At 74.0% G+C, this 14,161-nt stretch carries 12 protein-coding genes; 8 read left to right on the top strand and 4 right to left on the bottom strand.

Going from position 1 to position 14,161, the window contains the following annotated elements; genetic code table 11:
* Position 1 precedes the first annotated feature (1 nt).
* Positions 2–1,297, top strand: a complete 1,296-nt coding sequence (locus EXE44_RS08000; RefSeq protein WP_137716705.1) for a DUF6498-containing protein — start codon at positions 2–4, stop codon at positions 1,295–1,297.
* Positions 1,298–1,303: 6 nt separating this feature from the next.
* On the opposite strand, the gene EXE44_RS07995 is transcribed toward EXE44_RS08000, so the two are convergent.
* Complete coding sequence (locus EXE44_RS07995) at positions 1,304–1,840, bottom strand: HPP family protein (protein WP_137716704.1); 537 nt, start codon at positions 1,838–1,840, stop codon at positions 1,304–1,306.
* 179 nt (positions 1,841–2,019) lie between these two features.
* Here EXE44_RS07995 and EXE44_RS07990 point away from each other — a divergent pair, with 179 nt between their 5' ends.
* A complete protein-coding gene (locus EXE44_RS07990; RefSeq protein WP_137716703.1) occupies positions 2,020–3,060 on the top strand; it encodes a prepilin peptidase in 1,041 nt (346 codons plus the stop codon).
* A 357-nt stretch (positions 3,061–3,417) separates the two neighbouring features.
* Here the strand turns inward: EXE44_RS07990 and dnaG are convergent, their stop codons facing one another.
* A complete protein-coding gene (dnaG, locus tag EXE44_RS07985) occupies positions 3,418–5,052 on the bottom strand; it encodes a DNA primase DnaG (RefSeq protein ID WP_137716702.1) in 1,635 nt (544 codons plus the stop codon).
* Positions 5,053–5,231: 179 nt separating this feature from the next.
* Between dnaG and EXE44_RS07980 the strand changes: the two genes are divergently transcribed.
* Both EXE44_RS07980 and EXE44_RS07975 read left to right on the top strand, forming a co-directional pair.
* Entirely contained in the window at positions 5,232–5,501 is a 270-nt protein-coding gene (locus tag EXE44_RS07980) for a DUF3311 domain-containing protein (protein WP_137716701.1), read from the top strand.
* Positions 5,498–6,982: a sodium:solute symporter gene (locus EXE44_RS07975; protein ID WP_137716700.1), complete on the top strand. Its 1,485-nt coding sequence runs from the start codon at positions 5,498–5,500 to the stop codon at positions 6,980–6,982. The genes EXE44_RS07980 and EXE44_RS07975 overlap by 4 nt, the downstream gene beginning before the upstream one ends.
* 48 nt (positions 6,983–7,030) lie before the next feature.
* Here EXE44_RS07975 and EXE44_RS07970 read toward each other — a convergent pair whose 3' ends face one another.
* Complete coding sequence (locus tag EXE44_RS07970) at positions 7,031–7,384, bottom strand: DUF1810 domain-containing protein (RefSeq protein WP_274595372.1); 354 nt, start codon at positions 7,382–7,384, stop codon at positions 7,031–7,033.
* Positions 7,385–7,568: 184 nt separating this feature from the next.
* On the opposite strand from EXE44_RS07970, the gene EXE44_RS07965 reads away from it, so the two are divergent.
* Complete coding sequence (locus EXE44_RS07965) at positions 7,569–8,444, top strand: YqcI/YcgG family protein (protein WP_137716699.1); 876 nt, start codon at positions 7,569–7,571, stop codon at positions 8,442–8,444.
* The gene (locus EXE44_RS07960; RefSeq protein ID WP_137716698.1) at positions 8,437–9,030 is read left to right on the top strand and encodes a cysteine hydrolase family protein; all 594 of its coding nucleotides are present in this window, start codon (positions 8,437–8,439) and stop codon (positions 9,028–9,030) included. The genes EXE44_RS07965 and EXE44_RS07960 overlap by 8 nt, the downstream gene beginning before the upstream one ends.
* Positions 9,031–9,050: 20 nt before the next feature.
* Here EXE44_RS07960 and EXE44_RS07955 read toward each other — a convergent pair whose 3' ends face one another.
* On the bottom strand, positions 9,051–10,529 hold the full coding sequence (locus EXE44_RS07955; RefSeq protein ID WP_137716697.1) for an MATE family efflux transporter: 1,479 nt from the start codon (positions 10,527–10,529) through the stop codon (positions 9,051–9,053).
* Between the two features lie 263 nt (positions 10,530–10,792).
* Between EXE44_RS07955 and EXE44_RS07950 the strand changes: the two genes are divergently transcribed.
* Positions 10,793–12,238 carry a HEAT repeat domain-containing protein gene (locus EXE44_RS07950; RefSeq protein WP_137716696.1) on the top strand — a complete coding sequence of 482 codons (1,446 nt, stop codon included), beginning with the start codon at positions 10,793–10,795 and terminating at the stop codon, positions 12,236–12,238.
* A 54-nt stretch (positions 12,239–12,292) separates the two neighbouring features.
* A complete protein-coding gene (locus tag EXE44_RS07945) occupies positions 12,293–14,098 on the top strand; it encodes a phospholipase D-like domain-containing protein (RefSeq protein WP_137716695.1) in 1,806 nt (601 codons plus the stop codon).
* The last annotated feature ends 63 nt before the right edge of the window (positions 14,099–14,161 follow it).

The raw sequence follows: 14,161 nt of genomic DNA, 5'->3' as shown, positions 1-14,161 counted from the left end.
GATGCCCTCCTCCCGCTTGCCCGACCGCTTGCGCGCGCTCGGTCGCGGCCGCCGACCGCGCGCGTTCTCGGTCGCCGTCGCCACCCTGCTCCCGCTCGTCGGCGTCGTCGCGCTCGGCTGGAACGCGGCCGCGCTGATGACGCTGTACTGGTTCGAACTCGGGATCGCGTCCGGCTGGGCGCTCGTCCGCGCGCTGTTCGCCGGCCGGCCGTCCGAGATCGAGCGCGACGGACTGATCGTCGGCCCGCTCGCGCAGCGCCGCGGCGGGCTGTCGGTCCCGTGGACCGGCGTCGAGGTCCGGGTCTCGTCGCTGCTCGTCCTCCCGATCGCCGCCCCGATCCTCGCGGTCGTCTGGGGTGTCGTCGGCGCGCTCACCGTCGGCGTCGTCGCGGACGGCGGACTGTCGCCGCAGGCGCTCGACACCGTGACGCTCGCGGTGATCGCCGTCTTCGTCGGCGAGGGGGCGACGACGCTCGTCGAGTACTTCGGTCGCGGCGAGTACCGCGACCACAGCGCCCAGACGGCGATCCAGGGGGTGTTCGTGCGCGGCGCGGCGGTCTTCCTCGGCGCGCTGTTCACCGTCACGATCGTCGCCGCGGGCACGCTGGAGGGCGACGCGCCGATCTCGGCGCTCGACCCGGACGCGATCGGCCTCCCGCTGCTGCTCGGGATCGTCGCGGTGAAGTTCGCGTTCGACCTCGCGAGCCTCTACGGCGACCGGCTGGCCGCGTTCGACGAGTCGTCCGCGCTCGACCTGGGCCTCTCCTACGACCCGCCCGCTGCGGAGCCCGTCGACGGCTCGCTCGCGGAGCCGGTCGAGACGGTCCGCCAGCCCCCTCGCTCGCGGGTCGCGGGGGCGCTGACGACTCCGCTCGGCCACCCGGGGCTGTGGTACCTCGCCTCGCTCCCCGCGCTCGGCGCCGCGCTGTTCGCGATCGGCGGCGAGTGGGCGACCGCCGCCGCCCTCGCCGCGGCCGCGGTCGCGGTCCCGCTCGGACCCGCCGCGCTCGATCACGAGCTCCGGTACGGGCTCGTCGAGTACCGCGCCGGCGACGACGCGCTCGTCGCCCGCGACCGCCTCTCCGGCACCGCGCTGTGGCGCGTCGAACCGTGGGACGAGACGGACCTCCGGGTGGAGCGGAGCGGGCTCGACCGGCGGCTCGGGACCGAGACCGTCGCGATCGAGCTCCGCGACGACGAGTACCGGATCCCGGGGGTCGCCGACCCCGACCCGATACTCGCCGTCTTCGACCGGCGGGCGGACCGCCCGGACGGACCGGAGCGACCCGGCGACTGACTCGCCTCAGCCGTCCGCGTCGCCCGCCTCGTCCCGGCCGTATAGCGGGTGCGTGTCTCCGACGAGGCGCTTGAAGAGCAGGATGACCCCGGCGTGGAAGGCGACGAGCACGGTCACGCTCGCGACGATTATCGCCACCTCCGTCGGCGTCGAGAGGAGGCCGAGCGAGACGATGAGCGTCGTGGCGCACGCCGGCGGGTGGACCGTTCCGGTCGCTATCATCGCCCAGCTGGTCGCCACGAGCGAGGCGACCGCGCTCGCGGTCAGCCGGAACCCCTCGGGCGAGAGGGCGGGCGGCGTCGCCGTCAGCGCGGCGCCGTCGGCGATCGCCGTCCACGCCGCCAATCCGGCGACGCCGCCGATCAGGTGGCTCGCGACCACGCGGACGGCCCGATCCCGCTCGCTCCGCCGGTCGAACGCGAGGCCGAACGCGGACGGCCCGAGGCTCGGGAAGACGAACGGCCGGCCGGTCGCCCACGCGACGAGGCCGAGCACGGTGAACAGGAGGCCGGCGTACAGGCTCGTCCCGAGGCGGCGGCGCATTGCGCTCCGGTCGGCGGGCGACTCACAAAGGACCGGCGGATCGCGGAGCGGGACGCCTCGCGGATCGGGGGACGGGGCCCCGCCGGACCGGGGACGAGACCCCCGGGGGACCGCGGGGCGCTATCGCTCGCGATAGCCGAACCCGAACGCCTAATTGGCCCCGTCTCGCCCGTGGTGACATGGTCGCGACGCTGCCGGACCTCCTCCGACTGCTCGTCGTCCCCGTCTTCGCGTGGGCGGCGATCCGGGACGTCCGGACCCGGCGCCTCCCGAACCGGCTGTGGCCGCCGCTGTACCTGTTCGGCGCGCTGCTCCTGGTTTGGGAGGCCGCCTCGCTGTGGCCGTTCGCCGGGTTCGACGGGCGGATCTTCCTCGTTCGGGCCGCGATCAGCCTGCTGTTCGTCGCGCCGCTCGGCTACGCCTTCTGGTACCTCGGCGCGTTCGGCGGCGCCGACGCGAAGGCGATGATCGCGCTCGCGGTGATCTTCCCGACGTTCCCGGCCTACGAGGTCGGGGGCGTCACGCTCCCGCTCGTGGGCACCCAGCTCGGCGTGTTCTCGCTGACGATCCTCACGAACACCGTCCTGATCGGGCTCGCGTACCCCGTCGGGCTCGCCGCCCTCAACCTCGTCCGCGGCGAGGTCTCCTCGAGCATGTTCCTCGCGCGCCCGGTCGCGACAGACTCGCTGCCGGACCGCCACGGTCGCCTGTTCGAGGACCCGGAGGGGCCCACCAGAGGGGGGCTCGACCTGGACGCGCTCCGGATGTACCTCCGGTGGCGCGGGCTCACGCTCGCTGACCTGCGCGCCGACCCCGACGGCCTCCGGGACCCGGCCTCAGTCGGCGAGACGTTCGACCCCACGGACGGCGGGACCCACGTCGGACCGCGGACCGACGGGGGGCGCACAGTGGACGACGCGGCTCCTGACGGGGAGCGCGCAGCAGACGACGCGCCCCCCGACGTGGAACGCGCGGCCGACGGTGAGCCGGAGGGCGACGATCCCTGGGCAGCGGAGCGCTTCCTCGACGACATCGACCACGGCGCGTACGGCACCGACGCCGCGACGCTCCGCGACGGCCTCGACGTCGTCGCCCGCGAAGACAGCGTGCTGGTCTCGCCCGGGATGCCGTTCGTCGTCCCGATGGCCGTCGGGCTCGTCGTCTCGCTGACGTACGGCGACGCCTTGTTCGCGCTGCTGGGCGCGGTCGGACTGGTGTGAGCCGGCGGCAACGACTTGAGTTATAAATAGACGATGCGGTGCGGCGGCGCGTGCCGATGAGCGCCCGAAGGGCGCGAATCGCACGCGCGAGGGACGCGGTGAGCGACGGGCGACCGAAGGGAGCCCGGAGCGAACCGCGAGGCTGGGGAGGCGCGAGGTGCGGTGCTGTGCGGGGCGGGACTCAAAGGGGCAGTCGCGAGGGCAAAGGCGCGCGACGCAAGGACCGCAGGCTCGAACGGAGTGAGCGCCGAGGACCGCAGCGAGCGCACCGAGCCCTCGCGACTGGGGCTTCGGAGGTGTTCGACGCCGATCCTCGGTCAACTATGTATAAATGAAAGGCGCGACCGCGCCGTATCGTCAGTTCCCGGCCCAGACGTCCGCGGCGGCGAGGACGCGCGTCCCGGCCGGCCGCTTGACGAACTCGCCGAGGTCGCGGCCGACCAGGTCGCCGACGCCGCGCTGGGCCGCCACGTCGAGCAGCCGCTGGTCGACGGTCCCGTCGACGACGACGGCGTGCGGCGCGGGCTCGGCGCCCTCGACCGCGTCGAAGGCCTCGCCGGCGTCGACCTCGTCGAGGACCTCGAACTCGTCGCCGAGGAGCCGGGCGCGGCCGGTCGATCCGTCGACGACCTCGCTGACGTGCGCCCCCATCGACCGCGGCTCGTCGGGCCCGTCGTCGGCCGCGTCGCCCTCCCCGTCGTCACTCCCGTCGGACTCCGCCTCCGCGGCCGACGGGGGATCCGCCTCTTCGGCCGACTCGGCGTCCGCTCCGTCCGACGACCCGTCGTCCGTTTCCTCCGCCAACTCGGCGTCCGCTTCCTCGGCCGTCCCGTCGTCTTCCTCGTCAGCCGGTTCGGAGTCCGAGTCGTCGACCGGCTCCGACACGGGCTCGGCGGCCGTGTCGGGCTCGACGGCCGACGCCGCGTCGGCGTCGAGCGTCGAGTCGGGGTCGTCGGTCGGCGTCGACGCCGGCCCAGCGGCCTCGCCCGCGTCGTCGGGGGGAGACGGGTCGCGGGCCTCGGCCGCCGCGTCAACGTCGTCCGGGTCCGTCGACTCGGCCTCCGGATCGGGCTCGGGCGATCGGGTCGACGGGCCGGCCGAGCCGCCGCCGGCGTCGCCCGGCACCGCGCCGCCGTCGCCGACGCGGGCGACCTCCTCGTCGCTGGCGGCCGCGCGGAGGTCGGCGGCGTCCGCGAGGCTGGCGTACGGGACCTTCCCGCGGAGCGCCTCGAAGACGGCGTCGCGGTCGAGGTCCTCCACGGACTCGCCGGGCGGCGCGAACGCGACGTAGTCGACCTCGCCGACCTGCGCCAGCTCGCGGAGGATGAGCTCGCCGCCGCGGTCGCCGTCGAGGAACGCGGTGACGGTCCGGTCGGCCGTCAGGTCGGCGACCGCCTCGGGGACGTTCGTCCCCTCGACCGCGACGGCGTTCTTGATCCCGCAGTCGAGCAGCGTGAGCACGTCGGCGCGCCCCTCGACGACGATGACGGCGTCGGAGTCGCCGACGCGCGGCCCGGCCGGGAGCCCCTCGTAGTCGACGATGCCCTCGACGCGCGCGGCGTCGCGCACCTCGTCTAACACGTCGCTGCTCGCGAGGCTCGTCTCCTCGAAGCCGCCGGCGATCAGCTCCTTGGCGCGCTCGACGACCTCGCGGCGCTTGGCCGCCCGCACGTCCTCGATGCTCGTCACCTCCACGGAGGCGTGACAGGGACCGATGCGGTCTATCGTCTCCAGCGCGGCCGCTAAGATGGCGGTCTCGACCTTGTCCAGGCTCGACGCGACGGTGACCTCGCCGAACGACTGGCCGTTCTCGGACTCGACGGAGACGTCGATCCGGCCGACGCGCGAGGACTCCTGGAGGTCGCGGAGGTCCAACTCGTCGCCGAGCAGGCCCTCCGTCTGGCCGAACACCGCCCCGACGACGTCGCTCCGCTCGACGACGCCGTCGGCCGCGATGGTGGCGTGTATCAGGTATTTCTCTGTGTCTTTCATGATGGGTGAATGGTGATGTCGGGCGGTAGCGCCCGTCCGTGTATGGTTGCGCTCCTCGCGGAAAATAGCTATCGCACGCTCCTCCTCCGGCGCCGACTATTGAAGAAAATTTCTCTACGAAAAGGATATCCGAATCTGTTCGATGGTTCTTTGTACCTATAGAAACTCTATTTTCTCACATGACGCGATCACGGAGCGATCTCGTGTGGATACCGACGTTCGCGGTCCTCGTGGCTTTCGCGGTGCCGTGGCCCCTGTGGGGCGTCGACCGCGTCGTCGCGGGGCTGCCGGTGTGGATCTGGTGGCACGTGGCGTGGCTCGGGCTGTGTACGGCCCTGTTCGCGCTGTTCGTCCGGAGCGGCGCGTGGGAGCGCGGGATGGGGCGGCGACCGGGGCACGACGTCGCCGGCGGCGACGCGCCGGCGCCCGCCGACGGTGATCGCCGATGACGCTGGGGCTCTCGCTCGGCGTCGTCGTCGGCTACCTCGTCGCCGCGCTCGCGCTCGGGCTGGTCGCCTACCGCGTCTCGGAGTCGACGGCGGAGGACTACTACCTCGCGAACCGGTCGATCGGCACGCTCGTGCTGCTGTTCACGACGTTCGCCACCCTGCTGTCGGCGTTCACCTTCTTCGGCGGGCCGAACCTCGCGTACGCGGCCGGCCCCGAGTGGCTGATCGTGATGGGCACCCTCGACGGCGTGCTGTTCGCGGTGCTGTGGTACGTGATCGGCTACAAGCAGTGGCTGATCGGCGCCCGCAACGGCTACGTGACGCTCGGCGAGATGCTCGGCGACCGGTTCGGCTCGACCGGGCTGCGCGCGCTGGTCGCCGGCGTCAGCCTCCTCTGGCTGTTCCCGTACGTCATGCTCCAGCAGATGGGCGCCGGCGAGGCGCTCGTGGGGCTCACCGACGGCGCGGTCCCCTACTGGGGCGGCGCGGCGCTGATCACGGCGTTCATGATCCTCTACGTCGCCGTCGCCGGGCTCCGGGGCGTGGCGTGGACCGACACGCTCCAGGGGCTGTTCATGCTCTCCGTCGTCTGGATCGCCGCCGCGTGGCTGGTCTCGGCGCTCGGCGGCGTCGGCGCCGCGACCGAGGGGATGCTGGCCGCCCGGCCCGAGTTCGGGAGCTTCGGCGGCGGGACGTACACGCCCGGGTTCATCATCTCGACGGCGATCACCATCGCGTTCGGCGTGACGATGTTCCCGCAGATCAACCAGCGGTTCTTCGTCGCGAAGTCGGCCGCGACGCTGAAGCGGTCGTTCGCGCTGTGGCCCGTGCTCGTCCTCCTGCTCTTCCTCCCCGCGTTCATGCTCGGCGCGTGGGCGGCCGGGACGCCGGTGACGGTCCCCGAGAACGCCAACGTGCTCCCGGTCGTGCTCGGCGAGTACACGCCGGCGTGGTTCACGGCGCTCGTCATCGCCGGCGCGATGGCCGCGATGATGTCCTCGTCCGACTCGATGCTCCTGTCGGGGTCGTCGTACTTCACGCGGGACCTGTACCGACCCGTGGTGAACGCCGACGCCTCCGAGCGCCGCGAGGCGTGGGTCGCGCGCGTCGGCGTCGCCGGGTTCGCGGCGCTCGCGTTCGTCGCCAGCCTGTTCCGTCCCGGGACGCTGGTCGAGGTCGGGGGCACCGCGTTCTCCGGGTTCGCGCTGCTCGCGCTCCCCGTGATCTGCGCGCTCTACTGGCCGCGGACGACGCGCACGGGCATGCTCGCCGGCGTCGCCGTCCCACAGGTCGCGTACCTCGCGGTCGTGCTGTCGGCGGTCGTCGGCGCCGTCCCGACGCTGCCGCGCACCGTCGCGGGCGGCTGGGACGTGGCGCTCGGGCTGATGGCGCTGTCGGCCGTCCTCACCGTCGGCGTCTCGCTGCTCACCGCGCCGACCGAGGAGGAGGACGCCTCGCGGTTCGCGGTGGCGGGCGACTGAGCCCGGGATCGGCGGCCGGTCGGGCGGTCGACTTCTCGGCCGCCGACCTCACTCCCCTCGCAGGAACCGGAGCGTCTTCTCGTCGGGCCCGTCGTAGTAGTGGTCAAGCGCGGTCCCGAAGGGTTCGGACCCGTCCGCGACCGCGTCGAACAGCGTCATCGACGACCGGAACTTCAGGTCGTCCGGCGACCCGAACACCTCGCGGGCGGTCCGCCCGTCGATCCCGTTGACGATCGCCGTACACTCCCGCAGCCGCGCCCCGAGCGTCGGGTGCGCGAGGTACGCGGCCGCCTCCTCCCGGGACCCGATCGCGTAGCGCCGCGAGGTCCGGCTGCTCCCTAACCCCTCGACCTGCGGGAACACGAACCACATCCAGTGACCGCGCTTCCGCCCCGACCGCAGCTACCGCTTGGCCGACTCGATCACGCCCTCTTGCGCGTCGAGGAAGCGTTCGAGGTCGTGCGGGTCGTCTGCCGACATGTCGTCGGTGAGCGTCGGTGCGATCGGTGATAAATCCCCGCGCTCATCCGTCTCGTCGCGTCGGATTCCCCGAAAGTCAAAAGCCGGTCTGTCCCCGAATACGGGTATGAACGAGCCCGGCACCGAGGGCGTGCTGCTGGACCAGGCGACGCTCCGCGATCGGCTCGACGACGCGCCGCCGTGGCTCCGCGAGCACTACCGCACGTTCCGGGAGTCGATGCTGGGTGAGCGCGACGGGTCGCCGTTCCCCTGCTACTTCGGCATCGAGGTCGAGCGCGAGGGCGACCTCCTGTACGCCGCCTGCGAGTCGACGACGGACCCCGCCGCGCTCCTTCGGCTGCGCGACGTGCTCGTCGAGTACCTGGAGACGTACCCCGACCACGCCGACCGCGCGCCGCTCGCGGTGTTCTTCAGGCCGCCGGACGGCGAGCGCGGCGAGGCGCACTACCACGAGCGGCTCTGGCACGTGCTGGAGTTCCTCCACGTCCACGACCCGGAGCCGTGGCCCGACGACATCCCGACCGACCCGGACACGCCCCGCTGGGAGTTCTGCTTCGGCGGCGAGCCGCTGTTCCCCACGTCGCGGGCGCCGTTCTACGAGGAGCGGAAGAGCCGGTACTCGCCGGTCGGGCTGGAGATAACCTTCCAGCCCCGCGCCGTCTTCGAGGGGATCACCGCCGACACCGAGGCCGGCGAGCGCGCCCGCGAGGCGATCCGCGACCGCATGGGCGACTACGACGGCGTCTGTCCCCACGCCGACCTCGGCGACTGGGGCGCCGAGGGCGACCGCGAGTGGAAACAGTACCTGTTCCGCGAGGACGACGACGCGAGCCCGGACGCCTGCCCGCTCTCGCCGGCCCGCGACCACCCGCGGGCGCCGGCGGACCTCCTCGAACCCGGCGCGTGGCGCCGGTTCGCGGACGACGACGCCTCGGCTGCCGACGGGGACGCGGCGGTCACGTCGGGGCTCGGCGATGACTGACGTCGGTGCGGGCGGCGACGCGACGCCCGACGCGGCCGTCCCCGACGACGCCGTCCTCCTCCTCGTCGACTTCCAGACCGGCTTCGACGAGCCGGGGTGGGGCGAGCGCAACAACCCCGACGCCGAGGCGGTCGCGGCCGCGCTCCTCGACCGCTGGCGCGACGCCGACCGGCCGGTCGCCCACGTCCGCCACGCCTCGACGGAGCCGGACTCGCCGCTCCGCCCCGACGCCCCCGGCTTCGCGTGGAAGCCGGAGACGGCGCCCGTCGAGGGCGAGCCCACCTTCGAGAAGTCGGTCAACGGCGCGTTCCTCGACTCCGGCCTCGACGCGTGGCTCCGCGAGGAAGGATACGAGTCGCTCGTCGTCTGCGGGCTGACCACCGACCACTGCGTCTCGACGACGACGCGCGAGGCCGAGAACCGCGGCTACGACGTGCGCGTGGTCGCCGACGCGACCGCGACCCACGCCCGCGAGGCGCCCGACGGCGAGCGGATCGACCCGGAGACCTCCCACCGCGTCGCGCTCACGCACCTGAACGGCGAGTTCGCGACGGTCGTCGAGAGCGCCGACCTGCTCGCCGACTGACCTGCCCGACGCGACCGCCGTCAGTCGTCGTCGGCCGCCTCCGCGGCGGCCGCGTCGCCCGCGTCGCCGCCACCCGCGCGCTCGGCGGCGTTCGCGAACATGCCGCGGCGAGTGGTGTACAGGAAGTACGCCCCGAGGCCCAGGAACCCGACGACGTTCGAGGCCGCGACCGCCCAGAAGACCGCCTCGACGCCCCAGCCGAGCCCCGGCGTCACGGTGACGCCGAACGCGCCGACCGTCGTCGCGACCGGGACGGCCGCGACCGCGATCGGGAACCGGACCGCCCAGTACTTGACCAGGTCGGCGACGAAGGAGGTCCGGGTGCGGGAGGCGCCGTTGAACCCGGCCAGCAGCGTGTAGGTGCCCCCGAGCGCCCAGTAGGAGGCGCCGAGGATCCGGAGGTAGGTGACCGCGAGGTCGCGCCCGGTCGCGGTGAGGTCGGGCGCGAGGAGGTCCGCGATCCCGCCGGCGAACAGGAACTGGAGGGCGCCGAGCGCGAGGAACCCCGCGACGACCATCCCGGTGCCGACGGTCGTCGTGCGGCGAGCGCGCTCGGGAGCGTCCGCGCCGAGGTTCTGTCCGATCATCGACTGGGCGGCCTGCTGCATCCCGAGCGCCGGGACGATTGCGAGCGTCGCCACCCGGGCGCCGACCGTGTACGCCGCGACGCCCGCCGCGCCGCCGGCGACCGCGACGAGGCCGACGACGAGGACGCGGACCAGCTCGCTCACCCCGCGCTGGCCGCCGAGCGGGAGGCCGACGGCGACGACCTCGCGGACGGCCGCTGCGTCGAGCGCGAACGCGTCGCGGGTGAGCCGGAAGGTGTCGCGGCCGATCCCCGCGGCGTACCCGAGGACCCACAGGAGGCCGGCGACGCCCGCGAGCGCGGTGCCGAGGGCGGCGCCCGCGACGCCGAGCGCCGGCGCCGGGCCGACGCCGAAGATGAGGACCGGCGCGGCGACGGCGTTGACGAGGACGCCCACGAGGGTCACGTGGAACACCGCGCGGGTGTCGCCGTACGCCGTGAAGCAGTTCTCGACGGTATCGCCGACCGCGCCGACCGGGAGGGCGGCGATCACGATGGCGAGGTACGTCGCGGTCGTCCCGGCGAGCGCGGGGTCGGCGCCGAGCAGCGCGACGACCTCGTCGGCGTAGGCGACCACAGGGAGCGCGACCGCCGCGGTGACGGCGAGCGCGACGAGCGCGCCGTTGACCGCCACCCGGCGCGCGCCCGCCTCGTCGCCGTCGCCGGCGCGCTGCGAGACGAGGATCTGGGTGCCGACCGCGCCGATCACGACCGTCGCGCCGAGCAGCGACTGGACCGGGAGGCTGAGCCCGACGGCGGCGACCGCGTCCTCGCCGACCCGCCCGAGCCAGAACGTGTCGACCAGCGCGTTGGCGACGTAGACGACGTTCTGCGCGACGAGCGGCGCGGCGAGGACGAGCAGCACCCGCCCAACCGGCCCCTCGGTGATCGCCTCGCGGTCGACGTCCAGCATCGAATCGTTACGGTATTAGAAGGAGATAATAAAAGTGTGCTGGTGGTGAACACGACACTCGCGTTGGGGCGCTGTCGGCCGGTTCGATCCGGGATAGCGAGCGGTCGACCGCCTCGCGCCGGGGCGGGGTTCCGGTGACGGGCGGATCGGAGGGCCGGCGCGCCCGTCCGGCCCGGCGAGCGCACCGTCTCGCCCCCGCACGCGGTCGCCCGGCGCCCGCGAAGGGAAACCTCTTAATGGACTACACACGGAGTTCGTGGTATATGAGCAACGGCGACGACGACCCGGCCGACGCCTCCGAGGAGGCCGAGGCCGCGGACGACGGCGGGGACGCCGACGAGTCGACGGAGACGGCCGCCCCGACGCTCCCCGATGACGCGACCGAGGAGTCCCTGAACGAGTACCTCGACGAGATCGCCGACCGGCTCGAGGCCGCCGAGACGGAGGCCGACCTCGACGACGTCGAGGCGCTCTTAGACGACGCGGAGACCGGCATCGAGGACGCGGACCTCCCCGAGCCGGACGAGGACGACGAGGACGCCGACGACCCCCGCGGCGACCTCGAGGACCGCGTCGCGGAGCTCCGCGACGGCGTCGACGACGCCCGCGGCCCCTACGGCGAGGACGTCGCCGACGCGGTCGAGGCCGCGTCCGGGACGGTCGCGGACACCGAGTGGACCGAGGCGGGCCACGACGACATCGCGGCCGCCGTCACGTCGTTCGTCGACGAGGCCGCCGACGCGATCGACGACGCCGCTCCCGACGCGATCGACGGGGCGGAGGAGGACCCCGAGGCGCTCCTGGCGGAGCCCGCGGACGACGAAGAGGCCGACGCCGCGGAGCCGATCCCCGTCGATCAGCTCACCGCCGCGCTCGACGCCGTCGCCGCGGCGGTCGTCGAGGCCGGCTTCGACGCGGACGACGACGCGGACGTGATCGCGGCGCTGCTCGCGGCGACCGACGACCTGGAGGCCGCCCTCGAGGACGCCGAGGAGTGGGACGACCTCGAGACCCACGAGCAGCTCCGTGCGCAGGGGTACTACGACGTGCTCGGCCACTACAAGGACTTCCCGGTCGAGTGGGCCGCGCTGAAGGAGCACGAGGCGCGGGGCAACGTCGACATGATCCTGCTCGCGCTCGACTCGCTCCAGTCCGAGTTCATGGAGCGCCACTGCCTGGAGGCGTTCGAGCGGATGGGCAAGCGCGGCAAGACCGAGGCGTCCGTCGAGGAGATCCTCGGCCGCGCCGAGAAGCGCGACCGCCCCGCGATCCGGATCCTCGGGAAGATGGCCGCCGAGGAGGCGACCGACACCCTCGTCGAGTACGTCGACGAGGACTCGAACCCGCAGCTCCAGAAGGCGGTGTTCAAGGCGCTCGGCGAGATCGGCGCCGCCGAGGCCGTCCAGCCGCTCGCGAACCAGCTCGACCCCGACGGCGACACCGACGAGCTCGTCCGCCCCCACGCCGCCCGCGCGCTCGGCCTGATCGGCGACACCCGCGCGGTCGACCCGCTCGCCGACGCGCTCGAAGCGCACCCGTCCGACGACGTGCGCGCGGCGGCCGGCTGGGCCCTCCGGCAGATCGGCACCCGCGAGGCGCTCGAAGCGGTCGCCGAGTACGCCGACGAGCGCTCCTTCGTCGTCTCGACCGAGGGCGAGAAGGCGCGCGACGCCCTCGACGACGGCGCCGAGCCCGCGCCGACCGCCTGACGCGGCCCGCCGCTCGGCCGACCCTTCTTATCGGAAGCCGGGGCGAGACCCGGCGTGTCGTTCGTTTCATCTCCTTCCGCAGGCGACGCGACAGCGAGCGTCGCTGCCGTCGCGCTCGCGCTGCTCGCTCTCGCGGCCCTCGTCCCGGTCGCGGCCGCGGGCGACGCCGGACCCGGCTCGCCGGCTGTCGGAGTCGATCCCGGCTCGCCAGCCGTCGGAGTCGATCCCGGCGGTGCCGCCGAACGGTCGAACGGCAGCGCGGCGAACGTGACGCTCGTCTCGACGACGCCGCGGATCGTCGAGCTGTTCCCGAACCCGGCGGCCGCGGAGAACCGCGGCGAGTACCTCGTCGTCCGGCTCCCCGAGCGCGGCGACTGGTCGCTCTCGGACGGCCACCACGAGGCCGAGATTCCGGCGAACGCCAGCGGCGTCGTCGCCCTCTCGATGGACCCCGCGAACGCGACGCCGCTGCTCGCCGACGAGACCGCGGCCCCGGGCAACGGCGGCACCGGGGACCCGACGCTCCGCGCGCTCGACGACCACTTCCCGCTCGCCGCGTCCGGCGACCGGATCGAGCTCCGCCGGAACGGCACGGCCGTCGCCGTGGTCGCGTACGACCGCGCGCCCGAGGGGCACCGGTGGCGCGCCGACTGGGGGGAGTGGCGCCCGCGCGGCTACGACTCTCGCTCGCCGAAGTCGACCGCGGACGCCGCCGTGACCCCCTTCGTCCTCCCGGACAGCCCCGGGATGCCGGTCGAGCCGCTCCGGGCCGCGGACGAGCGGCTGTTCGTGGCCGGCTACACGCTGACCTCGGAGCGGGTCGCCGACGCGCTCGTCGCGGCCGCCGACCGCGGCGTGCGGGTCCGGGTGCTGCTGGAGGGGTCGCCGGTCGGCGGGTTCCCGGCCCGGAGCGCGGCGCTGATCGACCGGCTGACGGCCGCCGGCGTCGCGGTCCGGATCCTCGACGGCGAGGTCGAGCGGTTCCGGTTCCACCACCCGAAGTACGCGGTCGCCGACGGCCGCGCCGTCGTCCTCACGGAGAACTGGAAGCCGTCCGGCACGGGCGGGCACGGCAACCGCGGGTGGGGCGTCCTCGTCGGGGACGACCGCGGCGCCGCGGGCGAGGTCGACGCCGGTGTCGGGGACGGTACCGACCGGAGCGCGGCGGTCGCCGACGACCTCGCGGCGCTGTTCCGCGCCGACTTCGAGGCGCGCGACGCGCGGCCGTGGCGCGCCTTCCGCGCCGACACCGAGTTCCACGAGGGCGGTCGCGCGAACGGCTCCTACCCGACGCGGTTTGAGGCGCCCGCGGCGCCGTCGACGGCCGACGTGACCGTCCTGACGGCGCCGGGCAACGCCGCAGACCGGATCGTCGCCCGGATCGACGCCGCCGACGAGCGCGTGCTCGCGGTCGTGCCGCGGGTCGGCGGGCCGAACGACCGGATCGTCCGCGCGCTCCGGCGCGCCGCGGACCGCGGGGTCGACGTCCACCTGCTGCTCTCGGACGCCTGGTACGACCGCGAGGCGAACCGGAACCTCTCCGAGGCGCTCGCCGACGAACCGATCGCGGTCGACCTCGCGGCGCCGCGCGGTCGGTTCGGGAAGGTCCACGCGAAGGGGCTCGTCGTCGACGACGCGGCGGTCGTCGGCAGCCTCAACTGGAACCCGAGCGCGGAGACGAACAACCGGGAGGTGCTGCTCGCGATAGAGAGCGAGTCGGTCGCGGACTTCTACGCCCGCGCGTACGCCGCTGACTGGCGCGGCGGCGGGGTCCAGCTCCCGGTCGGCTTCGCGGCCGGCTTCGGCGTCGCGCTCGCCGCGGCCGGTACTGTCGCTCGTCGGGAGATCGCGTTCGGCTGAGAAGCGGTATCGGGGCGATCGGTCGCCCGGCCGGGGACCGGCCCGGGAGGTCGCGGCGCCGTC

The sequence above is a fragment of the Halorubrum sp. SS7 genome, from assembly GCF_005435055.1.
GTDB lineage: Archaea > Halobacteriota > Halobacteria > Halobacteriales > Haloferacaceae > Halorubrum > Halorubrum salinarum.
The sequence above is the reverse complement of the archived record's forward strand: the minus strand, read 5'-3'. Positions and strand labels throughout refer to the sequence as shown.